The organism is Pseudomonas sp. AKS31 (genome assembly GCF_023634765.1).
Classification (GTDB): domain Bacteria; phylum Pseudomonadota; class Gammaproteobacteria; order Pseudomonadales; family Pseudomonadaceae; genus Aquipseudomonas.
The window spans coordinates 323,394-347,628 of record NZ_JAMLFX010000004.1; the positions used below are offsets into that span (position 1 = coordinate 323,394).

At 61.6% G+C, this 24,235-nt stretch carries 10 protein-coding genes and 1 pseudogene; 5 read left to right on the forward strand and 6 right to left on the reverse strand.

Annotation, left to right across the window (positions count from 1 at the left end):
• From M9827_RS15805 to M9827_RS15825, 5 genes are all read right to left on the reverse strand, one after another.
• Positions 1-792, reverse strand: a 792-nt coding sequence (locus M9827_RS15805) for an enoyl-CoA hydratase/isomerase family protein (RefSeq protein WP_250606118.1), incomplete at its 3' end; no start/stop codon positions are given.
• Entirely contained in the window at positions 789-1,946 is a 1,158-nt protein-coding gene (atuD, locus tag M9827_RS15810; RefSeq protein WP_250606119.1) for a citronellyl-CoA dehydrogenase, read from the reverse strand. The genes atuD and M9827_RS15805, both read right to left, overlap by 4 nt.
• Before the next feature lie 30 nt (positions 1,947-1,976).
• Positions 1,977-3,593, reverse strand: coding sequence for a geranyl-CoA carboxylase subunit beta (gene atuC, locus M9827_RS15815; protein ID WP_250606120.1), 1,617 nt, complete (start codon positions 3,591-3,593; stop codon positions 1,977-1,979).
• A gap of 3 nt (positions 3,594-3,596) precedes the next feature.
• Positions 3,597-4,466: an SDR family oxidoreductase gene (locus M9827_RS15820; protein ID WP_250606121.1), complete on the reverse strand. Its 870-nt coding sequence runs from the start codon at positions 4,464-4,466 to the stop codon at positions 3,597-3,599.
• Between the two features lie 12 nt (positions 4,467-4,478).
• Positions 4,479-6,263 (reverse strand): acyclic terpene utilization AtuA family protein, encoded by a 1,785-nt coding sequence (locus M9827_RS15825; protein WP_250606122.1) that lies wholly within the window; start codon positions 6,261-6,263, stop codon positions 4,479-4,481.
• 185 nt (positions 6,264-6,448) lie between these two features.
• Between M9827_RS15825 and M9827_RS15830 the strand changes: the two genes are divergently transcribed.
• The 3 genes and pseudogenes from M9827_RS15830 to M9827_RS15840 all read left to right on the forward strand — a co-directional run bounded on the left by M9827_RS15830 (position 6,449) and on the right by M9827_RS15840 (position 9,064).
• Positions 6,449-7,072 (forward strand): TetR/AcrR family transcriptional regulator, encoded by a 624-nt coding sequence (locus M9827_RS15830; protein WP_123595323.1) that lies wholly within the window; start codon positions 6,449-6,451, stop codon positions 7,070-7,072.
• Between the two features lie 92 nt (positions 7,073-7,164).
• A pseudogene (locus M9827_RS15835) lies at positions 7,165-7,963 on the forward strand (substrate-binding periplasmic protein).
• A gap of 87 nt (positions 7,964-8,050) precedes the next feature.
• Positions 8,051-9,064 (forward strand): GNAT family N-acetyltransferase, encoded by a 1,014-nt coding sequence (locus tag M9827_RS15840; RefSeq protein WP_250606123.1) that lies wholly within the window; start codon positions 8,051-8,053, stop codon positions 9,062-9,064.
• A 108-nt stretch (positions 9,065-9,172) separates the two neighbouring features.
• Here the strand turns inward: M9827_RS15840 and M9827_RS15845 are convergent, their stop codons facing one another.
• Positions 9,173-9,727: an RNA polymerase factor sigma-70 gene (locus M9827_RS15845; protein ID WP_250606124.1), complete on the reverse strand. Its 555-nt coding sequence runs from the start codon at positions 9,725-9,727 to the stop codon at positions 9,173-9,175.
• 371 nt (positions 9,728-10,098) lie between these two features.
• Here M9827_RS15845 and M9827_RS15850 point away from each other — a divergent pair, with 371 nt between their 5' ends.
• Positions 10,099-23,097: a non-ribosomal peptide synthetase gene (locus M9827_RS15850; RefSeq protein ID WP_250606125.1), complete on the forward strand. Its 12,999-nt coding sequence runs from the start codon at positions 10,099-10,101 to the stop codon at positions 23,095-23,097.
• Positions 23,098-23,341: 244 nt separating this feature from the next.
• On the forward strand, positions 23,342-24,154 hold the full coding sequence (locus tag M9827_RS15855) for an alpha/beta fold hydrolase (protein ID WP_250606126.1): 813 nt from the start codon (positions 23,342-23,344) through the stop codon (positions 24,152-24,154).
• Positions 24,155-24,235 lie beyond the last annotated feature (81 nt).

A 24,235-nucleotide genomic window follows, 5' to 3' on the forward strand; every position in this document is an offset into this window, starting at 1 on the left:
GGCCCACCGCGGTTTACGCTTTTGCACAAAAGCCATGGTGCCCTCGATCCCTTCGGCGCCAGTCACCGCTTCGCTGAACCACTGCGCTGCCTCATCGAGCAATTCGCTTGAAGGCTGCCCGGCGCTCGCCAAGAGCAATTTCTTGGTCATCGCATTCGCCTCCGGCGCGCAACACAGCACATGTTGCAACACCTCATCCAGGCGCTCAGCCAAGGCCTGCGCATCCTCTTCGACGAAATGCACCAGCCCCAGACGCCGTGCCTGATGCCCGTCGAAACGTGCGGCGGTCAGTGCCAGTCGACGGGTTTCGGTGAGGCCGATGCGCTGCACCACAAACGGCGCAATCTGCGCCGGCAGCAAGCCGAGACTGGTTTCCGGCAAACCGAATTGCGCCTGATGATCGGCAATCGCGATGTCGCTGACACAGGCCAGCCCGAAACCACCGCCAAGCACCGCGCCTTGCAGCACGCTGATCAGCACTTGCGGCGTGCACTGTGCTTCTTCCAGCAGGGCGCCGAATGCGCGATTCAAATCTCGATAAGCCTCGGCGCCTTGAGCACGAGCGCTGGCCATGTCCTTGATATCGCCGCCGGCACAGAAATGCCCGCCGGCACCGCTGAGCACCAATGCCCGAACAGCGCGATCATCGCGCACAGCCGCCAGCACCGCGCGCAGTTCGCTGACCATCTGCAGGCTCATCGCATTGCGACTGTCCGGCCGATGCAGGGTGATGTGCAGCACGCCGCCCTGCAGTTCCAGCAATAGCGTCTGGCATTGCGGCAGGCTGCTCATTTCTTTTTCCCCGGCAGGATGCCCATCAGTTTGCAGATGATCCCCAACATGATCTCGTCGGCGCCGCCGCCAATCGATACCAGCCGCACATCGCGGTAGGCGCGCGCCACCGGGTTGTCCCACATGAAACCCATGCCGCCCCAATATTGCAGGCAGCTGTCGCTGACTTCACGGCCGAGGCGCCCGGCCTTGAGCTTGGCCATCGACGCCAGCCGCGTGACGTCCTGGCCTTTCACGTATTGCTCGGTGGCCTGATAGACCAGTGCGCGCAGGCATTCGATTTCGGTCTGCAGTTCGGCGAGGCGGAAGTGGATGACCTGATTGTCGATCAGCGCATTGCCGAAGGTTTTGCGCTCCTTGCAGTACTCGATGGTGCTGTCGACGCAGTATTCCAGACCCTTGATCATGTTTGCCGCACCGAACAGGCGTTCTTCCTGGAATTGCAGCATCTGCATCATGAACCCGGCGCCTTCATGACCGATGCGGTTGCGCTGCGGCACACGCACGTTGTCGAAAAATACCTGGGCCGTTTCCGAGCTGCGCATGCCGAGCTTGTCCAGGTGCGAACTGAGGCTGATCCCCGGCGTGTTCATCGGCACCATGATCAGCGATTTGTTGATGTGCGGTTTGTCGTCCGAGGTGTTGGCCAGCAGGCAGATGAAGTCGGCGCTCGGCGAGTTGGTGATCCACATCTTGCTGCCGTTGATCACATAGTCGTCGCCGTCCTTGCGCGCGGTGGTTTTCAGCCCGGCGACGTCGGAACCGGCGCCGACTTCAGAAACGCCGATGCAACCAACCTGCTCGCCAGTGATCGCCGGGCGCAGGAACTCTTCGCGCAATTCATCGGAGCCGAAGCGGGCGAGGGCCGGCGTGCACATGTCGGTCTGCACGCCGATCGACATCGGAATGCCGCCGCAATGGATGGTGCCGAACTCTTCGGCGGCGACAATCGAGTAGCTGTAGTCGAGGCCCATGCCGCCGAACTTTTCCGGTTTGGAAATCCCCAGCAAGCCGAGGTCGCCGGCCCTGCGGAAAATCTCGTGGATCGGGAAGCGACCGGCCTTTTCCCATTCGTCGACGTGCGGATTGATCTCGTGCTCGACAAATTGGTGGACGGTACGGCGCAGGGCTTCGTGTTCCGGGGTGAAGATCATTGTTATTGTTCTCCGTAGGGTCCGTGGCGGTCAGAAGCGGCTGACGCCGAAGCTGTTGGGTTGCAACGTGCGAATGTCGGCCTCGTGGCAGATGTCCAGCAGGTAACCGAGCAGGGTGCGCGTGTCGCGCGGGTCGATCAGCCCGTCGTCCCACAGGTTGGCGCTGCCATAGAGCGCGGTGGACTGGCTGTCGAGTTTCTGCGCGGTGACCTGTTCGAGCATGTCGAGCATTTTCGGGTCCGGCGTCAGGCCGTCCTTGAGCTGCTTGGCTTCGGTGACGATGCGCAATACCTTGCCGGCCTGCGCACCGCCCATCACCGCGGTGCGGCTGTTCGGCCAGGCGAAGATGAAGCGCGGATCGAGACCGCGGCCGCACATCGCATAGTTACCGGCACCGTAAGAACCGCCGACCACGATGGTCAGTTTAGGCACCCGCGCATTGGCCACCGCTTGAATCAGTTTCGAGCCGTGTTTGATCACGCCTTGTTGCTCGGATTCGGTGCCGACCATGAAGCCCGTGGTGTTGTGAAAGAACAGTAGCGGTGTCTGGCTCTGGTCGCACAGTTGAATGAACTGCGCCGCTTTGCTCGCACCGTTGGGCGTGATCGGGCCGTTGTTGCCGATGAAACCGCAGGCGCGGCCCTGAATCTTCAATTGGCCGCAAATGGTCTGCTGATCGAACTCGCCCTTGAATTCGACGAAACACGATTCGTCGGCGATGCGCGCGATGATTTCGCGCACGTCGTAAGGCTTTTTCGGATCGTCGGGGATCAGCCCGAGCAACTCGTCGATGGGGTAGAGCGGCTCTTTGTATTGCGGCTCCGGCAGCCACGGCAGTTGCTCGTTCCACGGCAGCATACGGAGGATTTCACGGACCTGACGCACGCCGTCGGCATCGTTTTCAGCGAGGTATTCAGCCGTGCCAGCGACTTGCGCGTGCATCTCGGCGCCACCGAGTTCTTCATCGGTGGCGACTTCGCCGGTGGCCGCTTTCAGCAGGGGCGGACCGGCGAGAAACAGCTTGGCCTTGCCGCGCACCACCACCACGTAATCCGACAACCCCGGCTGATAAGCGCCACCGGCCGTGGCCGAACCATGTACCACGGTAATCTGCGGCAAACCCATTGCCGACATCCGCGCCTGATTGGCAAAACTGCGCGCGCCTTCGACAAAAATCTCGGCGGCGTAATTGAGATTGGCACCGCCGCTTTCGGCGAGGGTGATCACCGGGAGTTTGTTTTCCTGGGCGATCTGTTGCAGGCGCAGGGATTTTTTCAGGCCGCTGGGCGAGATCGTCCCGCCCTTGATTGCGCTGTTGTTGGCGACCACCATCGCGCGGATGCCGGACACATACCCGATGCCGGCGATCAAGCCGCCACCGGCCGCGCTGCCGTCCTTGTCGTCGTGCAACTTGTAGCCGGCGAGGCTGGCCAGTTCGAGAAACGGCGCGCCGGGATCGAGCAACAGGTTCAAGCGCTCACGGGGCAGCAGTTGCCCGCGTTGGTCGAATTTGGCTTTGGCCTCGGCGGCTTTGTTCAGCAGGTTTTTTTCGAGCTGCTGTACGTGTTCGATGGCCGCGAGCATGGCTGCCCGGTTGCGGGCGAAGTCCTCACTGTGCGGGTCGAGCCGGGACTGGATCTGCGGCATGGCTTACTCCTTGTCCTTCAGCACTTCGGGTAAATACGCGCGATGGAAGCCGTTGAACGACTCGCTGTGGCTGGCCTTGTGCAACGGCCATGCACGGCTGCCGAGGCTGGCCGCACCATCGATTCTCAAAGTGCTGCCGCTGATAAACGCGGCGGCCGGGCTCAGCAAAAACACAATCGCCGCACTGACTTCCGACTCGGTGCCGATGCGCTTGAGCGGCACGTGTTCGCGCAGGGTCGGAATCACCGCTTTGAACGCCCCCTCATAAGTGTCCATGCCGCTGGAGGCAATCCAGCCCGGCGCCACCGCGTTGACCCGCACGCCGGCATAGCCCCATTCGAACGCAGCGGTCTTGGTGAAGTTGTCCATGCCCGAACGCGCGGCGCCGGAGTGACCCATGCCGGGCATGCCGCCCCACATGTCGGCGAGCATGTTGACGATGTTGCCGCCGTGTTTGCTCATCGACTGATTGAACACTTCCCGCGCCATCAGAAAACCGCCGACCAGGTTGGTGCGCAGCACGGTTTCGAAGCCTTTCTGATTGATCGAAGCCAGGGGCGACGGGAACTGGCCGCCAGCATTGTTGACCAGGCCGTGGATCGGCCCGTGCTCAGCGATCAGCTCCTTGATCAGTTGTTTCACTGCTTCTTCATCGCGGATGTCGCAAGCCTTCCAGTGCGCCCGGCCACCGTCCTCGGTGATTTCGGTGGCGACCTTTTGCAGTTTCTCCGGCTTGCGCCCGACCAGCAGCACATTGGCGCCGAGGGCTGCCAGTTCATGGGCGGTGCAGCGACCAATGCCACTGCCGCCCCCGGTGACGATGATGGTCTGGCCGTGGAACAGTTCGGCGTTGAAAATCGACGCGTAAGCCATGCAAACAATCCTCTAGTCGAGCTGTTCGGCGATGCTCTGCGGCACCGGGATCTGGATTTCCAACAGTTGCTGGGCGAAGGCTTTGCCTTGCGGATCGATGCGCAGACTGGCCACGCCACCGCCGCCAAGGGCGTTTTCCAGAAGGAAGTTGAGGCTGTGGGTGCCAGGCAGATACCAGCGTTCGACCCGGCCGTGGATCGGGTCGAGCACGTGGCTCATCCAGTCGACCACGACGGCCGGGGTCAGCGCTTCGGCGATCCACGGCAGGTATTCGGGTTTGCGCGGCATCACGCCGATGTTGCTGTGATTGCCCTTGTCACCGGAGCGCGCCACGGCCAGTTTCACCAGCGCTACGCTGGCATCGGCGCGGCCCAGTGGTTTGGGCGGTTGCTGGGGCAGGGGCAAGTCCGCGCTGTCGAGTGAGCTGAGCGAGGGCAGGGCGCATGGATAACGTTCACCGGCCATATCGATCTGCACGGTGCAGGCGCTTTTATCGATCAGGAATGAAAACAGACGAATCAGCGGGTACACCGTTGGCCGCCCGCCGACGATGCCGGTCAGCCCCGGCGCCATGCCGGTTGCGGCCTGAGCGATCTCCCGGGAGAACAGTACCAGCGCCTGTTTGCTCGGATGACGCACGGCGAGTTTGATCACCACTTCACGGCTGTCGCGGCGTTGGCCATGAGGGCCGTAGGTGGCTTCGCTGCCGAGCAGTTCGATGTTGGTTTCGCTGTAAGGCGCCCAACCGCGCTGGCTGAACATCTCCGCCGTCTTGTCGATGATCGCCTGACTGACCCGCCGGGCCTTGTCCACGGCATCGATGCCGGCAATCAGGCAACTGGCGGTGCAACGAAAACCGTCCGGGTAAGTGGCGCTGACCTTGTATTTGTCGCTCGGCGGCAGGCCTTTGGCGCCGTGGACGTGCACGGCATTCTTGCCTTGTTGCTGAAGTTTGACCTCGGTGAAATCGCAGACCACATCGGGCAACAGATAGGCCTGGGGATCGCCGATTTCATACAGCATTTGCTCGCCGACGGTCAGCGTAGTGACCAGTCCGCCGCTGCCTTCAGGCTTGCTGACGATGAATTGGCTGTCGCCGCTGACCTCAACGATCGGGAAGCCGATGTGCTCGTAATCCGGCACCTCGCGCCAATCGGTGAAATTGCCGCCGGTGCATTGCGCGCCGCATTCGATGATGTGCCCGGCGAGCGCGGCCTGGGCGAGTTTGTCGTAGTCGTGCCACGACCAGCCGAATTCGTGCACCAGCGCCGCGCTGACCACGGCGCTGTCGACCACGCGCCCGGTGATGACAATGTCAGCGCCCAGGCGCAGCGCTTCGACAATGCCCGGCGCGCCAAGGTAGGCGTTGGTTGACACGCACATCGGCGGCAGCGCGGCGCCGCTGAACATTTCGGTGATGCCGCTTAGCTGTTTGAACCGTGGTTGCAGGTCATCGCCGAGTAAAACGGCGATTTTCAGCGCGACGCCGGCCTTGTCGCACGCCGCTTGCAGGGCGGCGGCGCAGGCTTGCGGGTTGATCCCGCCGGCATTGCTGATCACGCGGATGTTCTGCTCGGCCAGTTGTGGCAGCAGTGGTGTCAATACGTCGATGAAGTCGCTGGCAAAACCCGCTTGCGGGTCCTTCATGCGTGCCCCGGCCATGATCGACATCGTGATCTCGGCCAGGTAATCGAACACCAGATAATCAAGCTTGCCGCCGTCCACTAACTGCGCGGCGGCGGTCGAGGTGTCTCCCCAGAATGCACTGGCGCATCCGATGCGAACGGTGGTGGGCATTTTTTATCTCCGACTCAGCAACCTGCGACAGAAGTGTCTGGAGGCTACCAAGCAAGCGCTTGGTTTGTAAACAGTTGAAACTATCTTCTGCCCAAGCGCTTGCTTGGTTGCCGCTGGCGGCTTAAATTGCGCGCAACCCTGCGGTTTCAGGGGGCAACAGACTGATCGACTGTAGGAGAGAACGGGTGGACGAGCAAAAAGCCCTGAGGGTCATGCGCGATTTGGTCGACGAAGGCCAGTTGACCGACCCCGACAGCGCCCGCGGCAAATTGCTGCAAGTGGCCGCTCACCTGTTCCGCAACAAAGGCTACGAACGCACCACGGTGCGCGATCTGGCCGGTGCCGTCGGCATCCAGTCGGGAAGCATTTTTCATCACTTCAAAAGCAAGGATGAAATCCTCCGTGCGGTGATGGAAGAGACCATCCGCTACAACACCGCGTTGATGCGTGCAGCGCTTGCTGACGCGACCGATGTGCGCGAGCGCGTGCTGGCGCTGATTCGCTGCGAATTGCAGTCGATCATGGGCGGCAGCGGTGAAGCCATGGCGGTGCTGGTTTATGAGTGGCGTTCACTGTCCGAAGACGGTCAGGCCAAGGTGCTGGCATTGCGCGATGTTTACGAAGACATCTGGCTGCAAGTGCTGGGTGAGGCCAAAGACGCGGGGTTTATCCGTGGCGACGTATTTATTACCCGACGTTTCCTCACTGGCGCACTGTCGTGGACGACCACCTGGTTCCGTGCCGGCGGCAGTTTGAGCCTCGATCAGTTGGCCGATGAGGCGTTGATTCTGGTCCTTGAAGCGCGTTGAAGCACTTTCTATCCGGCCGGGAAACTGGCTAACTGGGCGAAACCGCCTAGCTTGAATGCATTGATCGGTATTTTTTCGGGGAGTGGGGTGTTTTGAAGTCTTCGCCAATTCGGACGGCCGCGGGGTTGATGCTCGTAGCGCTGGCTGCATTTTGGGTATTGCCCGCTCAGGCAGCGCAATTGGTCCGGGTCGGCGCGGCGCATTTTCCGCCTTACACCGTTCGCCCGGAAAACGGTGCCGACACAGGTCTTCTGCCCGCAGTTGGTCGAAGCCCTCAATCGTCTGCAAAGCGACTATCAGTTCGTCCTCGTACCGACCTCGATTCCTCGGCGTTTCGGTGATTTCAAGCAGGGCCGGATCGACATGGCAATTTTCGAGAACCCCGATTGGGGCTGGAAGGAAATTCCCCACACGGATGTCGACATGGGCCTTGAGGATGCGGAGATTTTCGTCGCGCAACGCGAAGACGGTCGGCAGCAGAACTATTTCGCCGACCTCACCGGCAAACGCCTGGCATTGTTCAGCGGTTACCACTACGAGTTCGCCAACTTCAACGCCGACCCCAAATACCTCGCACAGAATTACAACGCGACGCTGACCTATTCCCACGACAGCAACTTGCTGATGGTGCTGCGCCGGCGCGCCGATGTTGCCCTGGTGACACGTTCCTATCTGTTCGATTACCTGTTGCGTAACGAGAAGGTGCGCGACGAATTGCTGGTGTCGCAGCGCATCGATCAGGTCTATCACCATTACGCGATTCTGCGCCCGACCGCGCCGATCACCGGCGCGGCGTTTGGCAAGTTGCTGCAGGGTTTGCGCGACAACGGTGAAATGCTGAAGATTTTCGATCCGTACAAGATTGCCGTGGTGCCGGTGCCTCACCACTGAGGCAGCGATTTCTGGGCAAAGCCTAAATTTTCCTTCCCGGCTCACGTCCCATCGTTGAACTGTCGACGATTATCGTGAGCCCGACCCATGTCCAATCTGAATGACCTGACTGCCCTGGCCTTGCCTTCGGGCAGTCAATTGATCGCTGATGTCAGTGAAAGCCGTCTGAGCCTGAGCCTGGACGGTCAACCGCTGATCCGCTTGCGCCTCGATCGGGAGGCAAAGGGACCGATCCAGATCGATGAACGCTTTGCGCTGCCGCCCGGGCAGGCGTTGTGGGCGGCCTGTTACTGGCTGTTCGCACGGGATCCGGCGTGCCAGCAATTGACTTGGCATCTGGATCAGCCGCCGACCGAAGCCTTGCTCAGTGGCTTGCTGGTGAGCACCGGAGTGGCCGGCGAATATCGCTGCGAGCGCACGCTGTTCTGGCAGTTGCCGCAACCGTGGCTCGGCAACTCCCTGGCGGGCAGCTATCCGCAGCAAATGGTCATCAACGAGGGCAAGCGTCATCCACTGCGTCCGGTCAAACCGCGCGGTGAAGTGTATCGGCGTTTCGATGCGCGTCTTGGTGCGTGGATTTCCCTGCGCACTGTAGAGATCGAAGAAGACCTGTCGCGCTTCAACCGCTGGCAGAACAGCCCGCGCGTTGCCAGTTTCTGGCAAGAAGAGGGCAGCCTCGAGAAACACCGCGAGTACCTGAGCAAACTCGCTGCCGACCCGCACACGCTGACGCTGATTGGCTGTTTCGATGATCAGCCGTTTGCCTATTTCGAAGCCTACTGGGCCAAGGAAGATCGCATCGCGCCGTTCTACGATGCCGACAATTACGACCGCGGCATTCACATGCTGGTGGGCGAAGAAGATCATCGCGGCCCGCACAAAGTGGCGAGCTGGTTATCGGCGCTGGTGCATTACCTGTTTCTCGATGATCCGCGCACTCAGCGGGTGGTTGCCGAGCCTCGGGCCGACAACGCGAAGATGATCGGGCATATGCACAACCAGTGCTTCCACTGCGAGAAAGAGTTCGATTTCCCGCACAAGCGCGCGGCGCTGATGATACTGGGACGTGAGCGGTTTTTTGATCGGTGCAAATTGGCTTGAGGTGATTTAAAGGCAAAAGATCGCAGCCTTCGACAGCTCCTGCAGAGGAATGCATTTCCATGTAGGAGCTGCCGAAGGCTGCGATCTTTTTTATCTGTCGACGCGGTCTCAGCGACGACCCACGGCCACCGCCTCTCGACGACTGCCCGACACCTTGCGGCAGTGCACCAGCGCATCGCGAATCATGAAGTTGACCAGCGTTGGCGAAACGCCCAGTTCCTTGGCGATGTCCTTTTGCGGCACGCCGTGCAGCCGGTACATCTCGAACGCATAGCGCGTGCGGTTGGGCAGTTCGGTCAGCGCGTCGGCGATGTTTTCCAGGGTCGAGAAATTGATGTGCGAGGTTTCCGGCGAAGCACCCTGGATGACCACGTTCAGCCCTTCCTCTTCAGGGCCGGAGTACTTCTGCTCAAGCGCCTGTTTGCGGTAATGATCGATGGCGAGGTTGCGCACGATCTGGAACAGATAGCTCAGTTGAGCCTTGATCGACGACGTGATCGGTGGCGCCGATTGCAGGCGGAAAAACGCATCCTGCACCACGTCCTCGGCGCGCGAGCGGCAGCCGGTAATACGGGCTGCAATCTTGACCAGAATCAGTCGATTGTCGACGAATGCCTGAAGTAGCGGTGAATCGCACCTGCTTGTGGATACTTGTTCCGTCATGGAAATCACCTTGCTGCCAAATAGGGTCGTGGGACGCCTTGGGGGAGGGGGGCGTCCTACACATCGAGCGACAAATTATGTTGAATGATAATGATTGTCAATTGAGAAAGAGAAGTAATGCGCTACAAAGGTGCATTCTGAGAACTGCGACACGCCGCCGCACCCCGGCGCTATTGGCGCTCCTGCCCGTCGACTAATTATTTCAAGACGTCATCCGTTCTCATTGGTGAATGGTTCCGGGTATCGAGCCCCGGCCAGACAGCATTCCCAAGCCTTGCGCGGTCGGCACAGACCGCGCCCTGCATGCCCTTCGCGGGGCGTGACGCAGCAACCCGATTCCATTAGCAAGCCGAATTCAGGCAGGAAACCCCATGACCGACGCGTTCGAACTCCCCAGCACCCTGGTCCAAGCCCTCCAGCGCCGCGCGGCCCTGACGCCGGATCGACTGGCCTTGCGTTTTCTCGCCGAAAACCCGGAGCAGGCTGTGGTACTCAGTTATCGCGAGCTGGATCAACGCGCACGCATGATCGCCGCTGCACTGCAGGCTGACGCTGAATTCGGTGATCGCGCGGTGCTACTGTTCCCAAGTGGCCCGGATTACGTCGCGGCGTTTTTTGGCTGCCTGTACGCAGGGGTGATCGCGGTGCCGGCCTATCCGCCGGAATCCGCGCGCCGTCACCATCAGGAGCGTTTGCTGTCGATCATCGCCGACGCCGAACCGCGTCTGTTGCTGACCAGCGCTGACCTGCGCGACACCTTGCAGCAGATCGAGGGCGCGCCGCCGTTGTTGTGTGTCGACACGCTCGACAATTCACTGGCGCAAAACTGGGTTGAACCGAGCCTGCCGCAAGACCACATCGCCTTCCTGCAATACACTTCCGGTTCCACTGCGCTGCCCAAAGGCGTGCAGGTCAGCCATGGCAATCTGGTCGCCAACGAACAGCTGATCCGTCACGGGTTCGGCATCGACGTGAACCCGGACGACGTAATCGTCAGTTGGCTGCCGCTGTATCACGACATGGGTTTGATCGGCGGTCTGCTGCAGCCGATTTTCAGCGGTGTGCCGTGCATCCTGATGTCGCCGGCCTACTTCCTTGGCCGGCCATTGCGCTGGCTGGAAGCGATCAGCGAATACGGCGGCACCATCAGCGGCGGGCCGGACTTCGCCTATCGCTTGTGCAGCGAACGGGTCAGCGAGTCGGCGCTGGAGCGTCTCGACCTGAGCCGCTGGCGCGTGGCCTATTCCGGCTCCGAGCCGATCCGTCTCGACACCCTTGAGCGCTTCGCCGAGAAGTTCGCCGCATGCGGTTTCAGTGAGGGCAGTTTCATGGCCTCGTACGGTCTGGCCGAGGCCACGCTATTCGTCGCCGGCACCCCGCGCGGCACCGGTATTCCGGTGTTGCGCGTGAACGATCAAGCCTTGGCGCAAAACCGCGCCGAACCGGGCGATGGCAGCCCGATCATGAGTTGCGGCATCAGCCAGCCGGAACACGCCGTGCTGATCGTTGAACCGAACACGCTGGTCGAACTTGCCGACAACGCCGTTGGTGAAGTCTGGGCTGCTGGCCCGAGTATCGCCCACGGCTACTGGCGCAACCCTGAAGCCAGCGCCAAGACCTTCGTCCAGCACGCCGGGCGCACCTGGCTACGCACCGGTGACCTTGGCTTCATGCGCGGCGCTGAACTGTTTATCACTGGCCGCCTGAAAGACATGCTCATCGTGCGCGGCCATAACCTCTATCCGCAGGACATCGAGAAAACGGTCGAGAACGAAGTGGAAGTGGTGCGCAAGGGCCGCGTCGCGGTGTTCGCGGTCAATCAGGATGGCGAGGAGGGTATCGGCATCGCCGCAGAAATCAGCCGCAGCGTGCAGAAAATCCTTGCGCCGCAGGCGTTGATCAAAGCCATCCGCCAAGCCGTGGCTGAGGCATATCAGGAAGCGCCAAGCGTCGTGGTGTTGCTTAATCCGGGCGCACTGCCCAAAACCTCCAGCGGCAAATTACAGCGTTCGGCGTGCCGCAATCGTCTGGCCGATGGCAGCCTCGACAGCTACGCAGTGTTCCCGTCGAACACCGCTGAAAGCCAGGACGCAGTCACCAGCGCCTCGGAGCTTGAAGCCTTGATCGGCAAGATCTGGGCCGAGCAACTCAACGTTAAACAGGTCAACGCCGACGACCACTTCTTCCTGCTCGGCGGTAACTCGATCGCCGCCACGCAAGTCATCGCCCGGGTTCGCGAAGAACTCAGCCTTGAGCTGAACCTGCGTCTGCTCTTCGAGGCGCCGACCCTGTCCGCGTTTGCGGCTGCCGTGGCCCAACAGCAACAGGACGGCGGCAACGCCCAAGGTGCAATCACCGCACTGTCGCGCAGCGAGCCGCTGCCGCAATCGCTGGCGCAAAACCGTCTGTGGATCACCTGGCAACTCGACCCGCAGAGCAGCGCCTACAACATTCCCGGTGCCCTGCGTCTGCGCGGTGAACTCGACGAAGACGCCTTGCGTGCCAGCTTCCAGCAACTGATCGAGCGCCATGAATCCCTGCGTACACGCTTCTTCGAACGCGACGGCGTGGCCCTGCAACAAGTCGCAGCCGCCGCCGAATTCAACCTGCAACTGATCGACATCAGCGACATGCCGGCCCATGCGCGTGAACTCCGCGCCCAGCAGATCCGCGAAGACGAAGCACACACCCGATTCGATTTGCAAAAAGGCCCGCTGCTGCGGGTGACACTGGTGCGTCTCGATGACGAGGATCACCAACTGCTGGTGACGCTGCATCACATCATCGCCGACGGCTGGTCGCTGAACGTATTGATCGACGAATTCTCGCGGCTGTACGCCGCCGCTTCGCAAGGTGCGAGCGCCAACCTCGCGCCGCTGCCAACCCATTACGCCGACTACGGCAGTTGGCAGCGTCAATGGTTGGCGCAAGGCGAGGGCGAGCGACAACTGACGTACTGGAAAGCGCAACTGGGTGACGAGCATCCGACCCTGGAACTGGCCACCGATCACCCGCGTTCGGCGCAAAAAAATCCCAGCGCCGCACGCCACACCGTGCGTCTGGGCGCGAGCCTAAGTGATGCGATCCGCAACACGGCGCAAGCTCACCAATCGACGCCGTTCATGCTGCTGCTCTCGGCGTTTCAGAGCCTGCTGCATCGCTACAGCGGTCAGCGCGACATTCGTATCGGTGTACCGAACGCCAACCGTCCGCGCCTGGAAACCCAGGGCCTGATCGGCTTCTTTATCAACACGCAAGTGTTGCGCGCGCAGATCGATTCGCGCTTGTCATTCGTTGCGCTGCTGGCCCAGACCCGCGACGCTGCACTCGGTGCCCAGGCGAACCAGGATCTGCCGTTCGAACAACTCCTCGAAGCCTTCCCGCAAGCCCGCGAACACGGCTTGTTCCAGGTCATGTTCAACCACCAGCAGCGCGATTTGAGCGCGCTCAAGCGTCTGCCGGGGCTGCTCGCCGAAGAGCTGCCGTGGCACAGCCGCGAAGCCAAGTTCGACCTGCAACTGCACAGCGAAGAGGACCGCAACGGGCGTCTGACGCTGTCGTTCGACTACGCCAGCGAACTGTTCGATGCGGCGACCATCGAGCGGCTGGCCGAGCATTTCAGCCACTTGTTGCGCGAGGTCTGCGAACGTCCGGAGCAAGCCATTGGCGATCTGCAACTGCTGACCGCCACTGAGCTCGAACAGCAACAACACTGGGGCGTTGCGCCGTGCACCCCGGCGCAACAATGGCTGCCAGAACAGCTCAACGAACAGGCGCGTCTGAACCCGGAACGCACCGCGCTGGTGTGGGACGGCGGTAGTCTCGACTTTGCCGAATTGCACATGCAAGCCAACCGCCTCGCGCATTACCTGCGCGACAAAGGCGTCGGCCCGGATGTCCGCGTCGCCATCGCTGCGGAGCGTTCGCCACAACTGCTGATCGGCCTGCTGGCGATCATCAAGGCGGGCGGCGCTTATGTGCCGCTGGACCCGGATTACCCGGCCGATCGTCTGGCCTACATGCTCAGCGACAGCGCCGTCGAATTGCTCCTGACCCAAACCGAATTGCTCGGCCGCTTGCCGGCCTGCGCCGGTGTCAGCGTCATCGCCATGGACGCCTTGCACCTGGAAAACTGGCCGAGTCAGGCACCGGGTCTGCACCTGCACGGTGACAACCTCGCCTACGTGATTTACACCTCGGGTTCCACCGGCCAACCGAAAGGTGTCGGCAACACCCATGCGGCACTGGCCGAGCGTTTGCAATGGATGCAGAACACTTACCGCCTCGATGAAACCGATGTGCTGATGCAAAAGGCGCCGATCAGCTTCGACGTGTCGGTGTGGGAGTGCTTCTGGCCATTGATCACCGGCGCGCGTCTGTTGATCGCCGGCCCCGGCGAACACCGTGATCCGCATCGCATCGCCCAACTGGTTCAGGAATACGGCGTGACCACGCTGCACTTCGTGCCGCCGCTGCTCGCGCTGTTTATCGATGAACCGCTGAGCGCCGAATGCACCAGCCTGCGCCGGGTGTTCTGCGGCGGTGAAGCGCTGCCGGCCGAACTGCGCAACCGCGTACTCGCGCAATTGCCGGCGGTGCAATTGCACAACCGTTATGGCCCGACCGAAACCGCGATCAACGTTACTCACTGGCATTGCAGCGCTGCCGATGGCGAACGCTCGCCGATTGGCCGGCCGCTGGGTAACGTGATTTGCCGTGTGCTCGATGCTGATCTCAATCCAGTGCCGGCCGGTGTGCCGGGTGAACTGTGCATCAGCGGTATCGGTCTGGCCCGGGGTTACCTCGGTCGTCCTGCCCTGACGGCCGAGCGTTTTGTGGTCGATCCGTTGGGCGAGCAGGGCGCTCGTTTGTACCGCACTGGCGACCGCGCGCGCTGGACCGCCGATGGCGTGATCGAATACCTCGGTCGCCTCGATCAGCAGGTCAAGCTGCGTGGCTTCCGCGTCGAACCGGAAGAAATCGAATCGCGTTTGCTCGCGCAGAACGGCGTCGCCCAAGCCGTGGTGCTGGTACGCGAAACCGCTGCCGGTGCACAACTGATCGGCTACTTCACCGCAACCGATGCCAGTGAAGATCACGACGAGCAAATCACTCGCCTGAAAACTGCTCTGGCCGCCGAACTGCCGGAATACATGGTCCCGGCGCAACTCATGCGTCTGGACGCAATGCCCCTCAGCCCGAGCGGCAAACTCGACCGCCGGGCCTTGCCCGAGCCGCAATGGCAAGTGCGGGAACACGTCGAACCGGTGACAGAACTGGAACAGCAGATCGCCGCGATCTGGCGCGAAGTGCTGGGCTTGACTCGGGTCGGCCTGCGCGACGACTTCTTCGCTCTCGGCGGTCATTCCTTGCTGGCCACGCAAATCATCTCGCGCACCCGTCAGGCCTGCGACGTCGAACTGCCGCTGCGTGCATTGTTCGAACACAGCGAACTGGCTGATTTTGCCGAACAGATCCGCCTGATCCAGGCCAGTGGTCGCACTAATAAACAACCGCCAATCGCCAAGGTTGATCGCAGCCAACCGGTGCCGCTGTCGTACTCGCAACAGCGCATGTGGTTCCTCTGGCAGATGGAGCCGGACAGTCCGGCGTACAACGTCGGTGGCATGGCGCGCCTGCGTGGCGTGCTGCATGTCGAGCGTTTCGAGTCCGCGTTGCAAGCGCTGATCCTGCGCCATGAAACCCTGCGCACCACGTTCCCGAGTGTCGACGGCGTCGCCCGTCAGCAGGTGCATGGCGAAACCGGCGTGCGCATGGGCTGGAAGGATTTCTCAAAACTTGCCACCGATGTGCGTGAGCAAAAGGTTCAGCAACTGGCCGATGAAGAGGCGCATCTGCCGTTCGACCTGGAAACCGGTCCGCTGCTGCGCGCCTGTCTGGTGAAAACTGCCGAGCAAGAACATTACTTCGTGCTGACCCTGCACCACATCGTTACTGAAGGCTGGGCGATGGACATCTTCGCCCGCGAACTCAGTGCGCTGTACGAAGCGTTTGTCGATGACCGCGATTCGCCGCTTGAGCCGCTGCCGGTGCAGTATCTCGACTACAGCGTCTGGCAGCGCAACTGGCTGGAATCCGGCGAGCGTCAGCGCCAACTCGACTACTGGACGGCGCAACTCGGTCGTGAGCATCCACTGCTGGAATTGCCCGGCGACCGTCCGCGTCCCCCAGTGCAAAGCCATCAGGGCGAACTGTTCCGTTTCGACCTCAGCGACGATCTTGCCGCGCGGGTTCGTGCCTTCAATGCGCAAAACGGTCTGACCCTGTTCATGACCATGACTGCCGCGCTCGCCACGCTGCTTTACCGCTACAGCGGCCAGACCGATCTGCGCATTGGCGCGCCGGTGGCCAACCGCATCCGCCCGGAAAGCGAAGGGCTGATCGGTGCGTTCCTCAACACCCAAGTGCTGCGTTGCCAGCTCGACGGCATGATGTCGGTCGGCGAATTGTTCGAGCAGGTGCGTCACACCGTGATCGAAGGCCAGTCACATCAGGACCTGCCGTTCGATCATCTGGTTGAAGCCTTGCAGCCCCCGCGCAGCGCCGCATACAACCCGCTGTTCCAGGTGATGTGCAACGTGCAGCGCTGGGAATTCCAGCAAAGCCGCATGCTCGCCGGGATGACCGTCGAGTACCTGGCCAACGATGCGCGGGCGACCAAGTTCGACCTCAATCTGGAAGTCACCGACCTCGACCATCGCCTCGGCTGCTGCCTGACCTACAGCACGGATCTGTTCGATGAACCGACCATTGCGCGCATGGCCAAACATTGGCGCAACTTGCTCGAAGCGCTGATCGCTGATCCGCAGCAGCGCCTCAGTGAACTGCCGCTGCTCGACCAGCCTGAGCAACAGCAACTGCTCGACAGCCTCGGCATTGAGCCGGGCGAGCATCGCCTCGATCAATGCATCCATCACCTGTTCGCCGAACAGGCGCTGGCGCGCAAAGACGCGCCGGCCCTGACGTTCGCCGGGCAGACCCTGAGCTACGCCGAACTCGACGCCCGCGCCAATCGTCTGGCCTGGGCCTTGCGTGAACGCGGCGTCGGCCCGCAAGTGCGGGTCGGTCTGGCACTGGAGCGTTCGCTGGAAATGGTCATCGGTCTGCTGGCGATTCTCAAGGCTGGTGGCGCGTATGTGCCGCTGGACCCGGAATACCCGCTCGACCGTCTGCATTACATGATCGAAGACAGCCGCATCGGCCTGCTGCTCAGTGATCGCGCGATGTTCAAAGCCCTCGGCGATCTGCCGCCAGATGTGGCGCGCTGGTGCCTGGAAGATGACAGCGCGGCACTCGCCGCTTACCCGTCCACTGAGCTGCCGTTTATCAGTCTGCCGCAGCATCAGGCCTACTTGATTTATACCTCGGGTTCGACCGGTAAACCGAAGGGCGTGGTGGTCTCCCACGGCGAAATCGCCATGCATTGCCAAGCCGTGATCGAGCGTTTCGGCATGCGCCCGGACGACTGCGAGCTGCATTTCTATTCGATCAACTTCGATGCGGCCACCGAGCGTCTGTTGGTGCCGCTGCTCTGCGGCGCGCAGGTCGTGTTGCGTGCGCAAGGTCAGTGGGACGCGGAAGAAATCTGCGCCTTGATCCGCACGCATAAAATCAACGTCCTTGGTTTCACCCCGAGCTACGGCAGCCAGTTGGCGCAGTTCCTCTCGACGCAAAACCAGATCTTGCCGGTGCGGATGATCATCACCGGCGGCGAAGCGCTGACCGGTGAGCACCTGCAGCGGATTCGCGCGGCGTTCCAACCGGCAATGTTTTTCAACGCTTACGGCCCGACCGAAACCGTGGTCATGCCCCTGGCCAGTCTGGCGCCGGAGGTGCTGGAGGAGGGTGCCGGCAGTGTGCCGATCGGCAGTGTGATCGGCGCGCGCGTGGCGTACATTCTCGACGCCGATCTGGCGCTGGTGCCGCAAGGTGCAACCGGTGAATTGTTCGTTGGCGGTGCCGGTCTGGCCCAGGCTTATCACGACCGTCCAGGCATTACCGCCGAACGTTTTGTCGCTGACCCGTTTGCCATCGATGGCGGGCGCATGTACCGCACTGGCGATCTGGTGCGCCAGCGTGCCGATGGTTTGGTGGAATACCTGGGCCGGATCGACCATCAGGTGAAGATCCGTGGTTTCCGTATCGAACTCGGCGAAATCGAAACCCGTCTGCTCGATCATGACTCGATCCGCGAAGCCGTGGTGCTCGCTCTGGATGCACCAAGCGGCAAACAACTCGTTGGCTATTTAGTCACTGAAGTTGCCGAGCAAAGCGAAGCCAATCAAGCAGAACTGCGCGACGCGCTCAAGGCGCACCTCAAGGCACAATTGCCGGATTACATGGTGCCGACGCACCTGATTCTGCTGGCAAGCATGCCGCTGACCGCCAACGGCAAACTCGACCGCCGCGCCTTGCCGGCGCCGGATCCGGAGCTCAATCGTCAGGACTACGTCGCGCCAAGTAACGAACTGGAACAGACACTGGCGCAGATCTGGTGCGAAGTGCTCAACGTCGAACAGGTTGGCCTCAACGACAACTTCTTTGAGCTGGGCGGCGACTCGATTCTGTCGATTCAAGTGGTCAGCCGTGCGCGTCAGCAGGGCATTCATTTCAGCCCGCGTGATCTGTTCCAGCACCAGACTGTGCAGACACTGGCCGCAGTGGCCAGCCGTAGCGAGCAGGTGACGGCCGAGCAAGGTCTGGTGGTGGGTGAATCGGCCCTGACACCGATTCAGCATTGGTTCTTCGACACCGATATTCCTCAACGCCAGCACTGGAATCAGGCGTTATTGCTGGAGCCGACCGCAACCCTTGAACCGCATCGTCTGGAGCAGGCGCTGCTGGCGGTGATCGAGCAGCATGACGCCTTGCGTCTGCGCTTCAGCGAAGTCAACGGCGCGTGGCAAGCGACGCACCAACCGGTGTCCGATGCGGCGGTGTTGTGGCAGGCGCGGGTTACCTCGATGGACAAGTGCGAGGCGCTGTTTGCCGACGCGCAACGCAGCCTCGATCTGCAAAATGGCCCGCTGGTTCGCGCCTTGCTGGTCGATGGCCCTGAAGGTCAGCAACGTCTGTTTATCGCGATCCATCACTTGGTGGTCGACGGCGTCTCGTGGCGCGTATTGCTCGACGATCTGCAAACCGTGTATCGCCAACTCGACGCCGAACAAGCGGTAAAACTGCCGGCGAAAACCAGTGCCTTCAAGGACTGGGCGGCACGCTTGCAGGCCTACGCCGGCAGCGAATCCCTGCGCGAAGAACTCGACTGGTGGCAGACCCGACTGGCCGGCCCGAGCGCTGATCTGCCTTGCGAAAATCCCCAGGGCGGCCAGCAGAATCGCCACGCGCAAACCGTCAGCGTACGCCTTGATGCCGAGCAAACCCGGCAGCTGCTGCAACAAGCTCCGAGCGCTTATCGCACTCAGGTAAACGACCTGTTGCTGACCGCATTGGCCCGCGTACTCTGTCGCTGGAGCGGTCAACCGTCGGCGCTGATTCAACTGGAAGGTCACGGCCGCGAAACCCTGTTCGACGAGATCGATCTGACCCGCACCGTCGGTTGGTTCACCAGCGCTTACCCACTGCGTCTGACCCCGCACAACATCGAAGAAGCCGCCGGGCAGGGCGCTTCGATCAAGGCGATCAAAGAGCAACTGCGCGCGGTGCCGCACAAAGGCCTCGGCTACGGAGTGCTGCGTTATCTCGCCGATGACCTCAGCCAGCGCAGCATGGCCGCGCTGCCGCAGGCGCCGGTCACCTTCAACTACCTCGGCCAGTTCGACCAGAGCTTCGGCAGCGATGCGCTGTTCCGTCCGCTGGAGGAAGCGGTCGGCGCCGCCCACGATCCGCAGGCGCCGTTGCCCAACGAGTTGAGCATCGACAGTCAGGTTTACGGTGGTGAACTGCTGCTGCGCTGGACCTTCAGCGCCGAGCGGTATGACGCGCAGACCATCAACGATCTGGCCGACGCTTACCTCGGTGAGCTGCAAAGCCTGATCGCCCATTGCCTGCAAGACGAGGCCGGTGGCCTGACGCCGTCGGACTTCCCGCTGGCCAGACTGACTCAGGCACAACTCGATGCCTTGCCGGTGCCCGCCGCACACATCGAAGACGTCTATCCGCTGACGCCGATGCAGGAAGGCATGTTGCTGCATACCTTGCTCGAACCGGGCACCGGTCTGTACTACATGCAGGATCGCTACCGCATCAACAGCGAACTCGACCCGCAGCGTTTCGCTCAGGCCTGGCAAGCGGTGGTCGCCCGTCACGAAGCGCTGCGCGCGTCGTTCTGCTGGAACGTCGGCGAAGACATGCTGCAAGTAATCCATACCCCGGGCCGTACGCCGATCGAGTATCTGGACTGGAGCGCCATCACCGAAGCCGAGCAGGAACCCAAGCTGCAAGCCCTGCTGAAAAGCGAGCGCGAAGCCGGCTTCGATCTGCTCAATCAGGCACCGTTCCACCTGCGCCTGATCAAGGTCGGCGCGGCGCGTTACTGGTTCATGATGAGCAACCACCACATTCTCATCGATGCCTGGTGCCGCTCGTTGCTGATGAACGACTTCTTTGAAATCTACACCGCCCTTGGTGAAGGTCGCGAAGCGCAATTGAGCGTGCCGCCGCGTTACCGCGACTACATCGGTTGGCTGCAACGCCAGAGCCTCGCCGAAGCACGGCAGTGGTGGCAGCAGAACCTGCAAGGGTTTGAGCGCACCACGCCGATTCCGAGCGACCGGCCATTCCTGCGCGAACATGCCGGTGAAAGCGGCGGCATGATCGTCGGCGACCGCTACACCCGCCTCAATGTCGAGGACGGTGCGCGGCTGCGGGAACTGGCGCAGGCCCATCAACTGACCATCAACACCTTCGCCCAAGCGGCATGGGCGCTGGTACTGCGGCGCATGAGCGGCGATCGTGACGTGCTGTTCGGCGTCACCGTGGCCGGGCGTCCGGTGGACATGCCGGAGATGCAACGCACCGTCGGCCTGTTCATCAACAGCATCGCCCTGCGGGTGAAAATGCCTGAGGACGATCAGCGCAGCAGCGTGCGTGAGTGGCTCAGCGCTTTGCTCGACAGCAACATGCAACTGCGTGAGTACGAATACCTGCCGTTGGTGAACATCCAGGAACAAAGCGAATTGCCGAAAGGCCAGCCACTGTTCGACAGCCTGTTCGTGTTCGAAAACGCTCCGGTGGAAGTCTCGGTACTCGATCGCGCGCAGAGCCTCAATGCGACCTCGGACTCCGGCCGAACCCACACCAACTTCCCGCTGACGGCGGTGTGCTACCCGGGCGATGACCTCGGTCTGCATCTGTCGTATGACCAGCGTTACTTTGACGAATCGACCATCGAGCGCATGCTCGGCGAGTTCAAGCGTCTGCTGCTGGCGCTGGTCGATGGCTTCCATGGCGACATGGCCGATTTGCCGCTGCTAGGCACGGAGGAGCAGGACTTCCTGCTTCACGGTTGCAACCAGAGTGCCCACGATTATCCGCTGGAGCAGAGCTACGTCGCGCTGTTCGAAGCGCAGGTTGCCGCGCATCCGCAGCGTATCGCCGCCAGTTGCCTGGATCAGCAGCAGAGCTATGCCGAGTTGAACCAGAATGCCAACCGCCTCGGTCATGCACTGGTCGCCGCCGGTGTGCAGATGGATCAACCGGTGGCCTTGCTCGGCGAACGTAACCTTGACCTGCTCGGCATGATCATCGGCAGCTTCAAGGCTGGCGCGGGTTATCTGCCACTGGATCCGGGTCTGCCGAGTCAGCGTCTGCAACGCATCATCGAACTGAGCCGCACGCCGGTGCTGGTCTGCAGCGACGCGTGCCGCGCACAGGCGCAGACTTTGCTGGATGAGTTCAGTTGCGCCAATCGCCCGCGCTTGCTGGTGTGGGAAGAGATTCAAGCGGCGGCGACATCGGCGCAGGACCTGGGCATTTACAGCGGCCCGGACAACCTCGCTTACGTGATTTACACTTCGGGCTCCACCGGCCTGCCGAAAGGCGTGATGGTCGAGCAGCGCGGCATGCTCAACAATCAGTTGAGCAAGGTGCCGTATCTGCAACTGAGCGAGGCCGACGTGATTGCGCAGACCGCTTCGCAAAGCTTCGATATTTCGGTCTGGCAGTTCCTCGCCGCGCCGCTGTTCGGTGCGCGGGTGGACATCGTGCCGAACACCATTGCCCACGATCCGCAGGGGCTGCTGATGCATGTGCAGGCCCAGGGCATCACCGTGCTGGAGAGTGTGCCGTCGCTGATTCAGGGCATGCTTGCCTCGGAGCGCCTGAGCCTTGATGGCTTGCGCTGGATGTTGCCGACCGGTGAAGCCATGCCGCCGGAACTGGCGCACCAATGGCTGCTGCGTTATCCGGACATTGGTCTGGTCAACGCCTACGGCCCGGCGGAATGCTCGGACGACGTGGCGTTCTTCCGCGTCGACATGGCTTCAACACGCGGCAGTTACTTGCCGATCGGCACGCCGACCGACAACAACTTGCTGTACCTGGTCGATGGCGCGCTGGAACTGGTGCCATTGGGCGCGGTGGGTGAGTTGTGTGTAGCGGGCACGGGTGTCGGTCGCGGTTATGTCAGCGATCCGCTGCGCACCGCGCCGGTGTTTGTGCCGAACCCGTTCGGTGCGCCGGGCGAGCGTCTGTATCGCACCGGTGACCTGGCGCGACGTCGCAGTGACGGCGTGCTGGAATACGTTGGCCGGGTTGACCATCAGGTGAAGATCCGTGGTTATCGCATCGAGCTGGGTGAAATCGAGGCGCGTCTGCATGAGCAACCAGAAGTGCGCGACGGCGCGGTCGGCGTGCAGGAAGGCGTCAACGGTAAACACTTGGTGGGTTATCTGGTCGCGGCAGACTCCGCGCTGAATCCGAGCGAACGCCTGGAGCGGATCAAGCAGCGCCTGCGTGCCGAACTGCCGGAGTACATGGTGCCGCTGCACTGGCTGTGGCTTGAGCAGATGCCGCTGAATGCCAACGGCAAACTCGATCGCAAAGCCTTGCCGGCGCTGGAGATCGGGCAGTTGCAGAGCGAGGATTATCTGGCGCCGCGCAATGATCTTGAGCAGACGTTGGCTGACATTTGGGCCGAAGTGTTGAAGGTCGAACAGGTCGGTGTGCGCGACAACTTCTTCGAGCTGGGCGGGCATTCGTTGCTGGCCACGCAAATTGCCTCGCGCGTGCAGAAAACCCTGCAACGGGATGTGCCGCTGCGGGCGATGTTCGAGTGCAGCACGGTGGCGGAACTGGCCGAGTACATTGATGGACTGGCGGCGAGTGATATCACCGAGGAGAAGGTTGATCGGTTGAATGATCTGATGGCGGAGCTGGAGGGCCTTTGATTCTCTAGTGCCCGTACCGGCCTCATCGCTGGCAAGTCGCATCGTCGCACCGCAGCTCCCACAGTTTCGGCGCTTTACACAAACTTTGTGAACGACGTTGATCCCTGTGGGAGCTGGCTTGCCAGCGATGGCGTCAGTGCGTGCAACACCATTCAACCGGCACACCCGCGTACATTTCCAGGGTTGACGATCAGCAACCGGCAGCTCAGTCTGCCGGTTCTCTTTTTTGTCGCGGGGGTGGTCGATGCCTTTTTTTACGGTGGACGGACAAGCGCTGCATTACATTGATCAAGGCACCGGTCCGGCGGTACTGCTGGCCGGGAGTTATCTATGGGATCAGGCCATGTGGGCACCGCAGATCGCCGCGCTGTCGCCGCACTATCGGGTGATTGCGCTGGATCTGTGGGGCCATGGCGAGTCAGGGCGGTTACCTGAAGGCACGACATCACTGGATGACATTGCCAGTCAGGCGCAGGCTCTGCTCGATCATCTGGATATCGACCGTGTCACCCTGATTGGCCTGTCGGTCGGCGGCATGTGGGGCGTGCGTCTGGCGTTGTCGGCACCGCAACGGATCAACGGTCTGGTATTGATGGACACCTACGTTGGCGTCGAACCTGAACCCACCCGTCAGTATTACTTCTCGCTGTTCAAGCAAATTGAGGAAACCGGCGAAATCTCCGAGCAACTACTGGATATCGTCGTGCCGATTTTCTTCCGTCCGGGGATCGATCCGCAGTCGGCGCTGTATCAGGATTTCCGCGCGAAACTGGCGGCGTACTCCTCGGATCGACTGCGCGAAAGCATCGTACCGATGGGGCGTATAACCTTTGGGCGTGACGATTTGTTGCCACGGCTGGGCGAGTTCAACGCAGCGACCACGCTGGTGCTGTGTGGCGATCAGGACAAACCACGTCCACCGTCGGAAGCCCAGGAAATGGCTGAGTTGATCGGTTGCCCGTGGATACTGGTGCCGGAGGCGGGGCATATCTCCAATCTGGAGAATCCCGAGTTTGTCACTGAAGCGTTGCTCGCCTTTTTGGCTGAGCGGCATTGAAAAGATCGCAGCCTGCGGCAGCTCCTACAGAAAGCGCGTTCCCATGCAGGAGCTGCCGCAGGCTGCGATCTTTTCACTTTG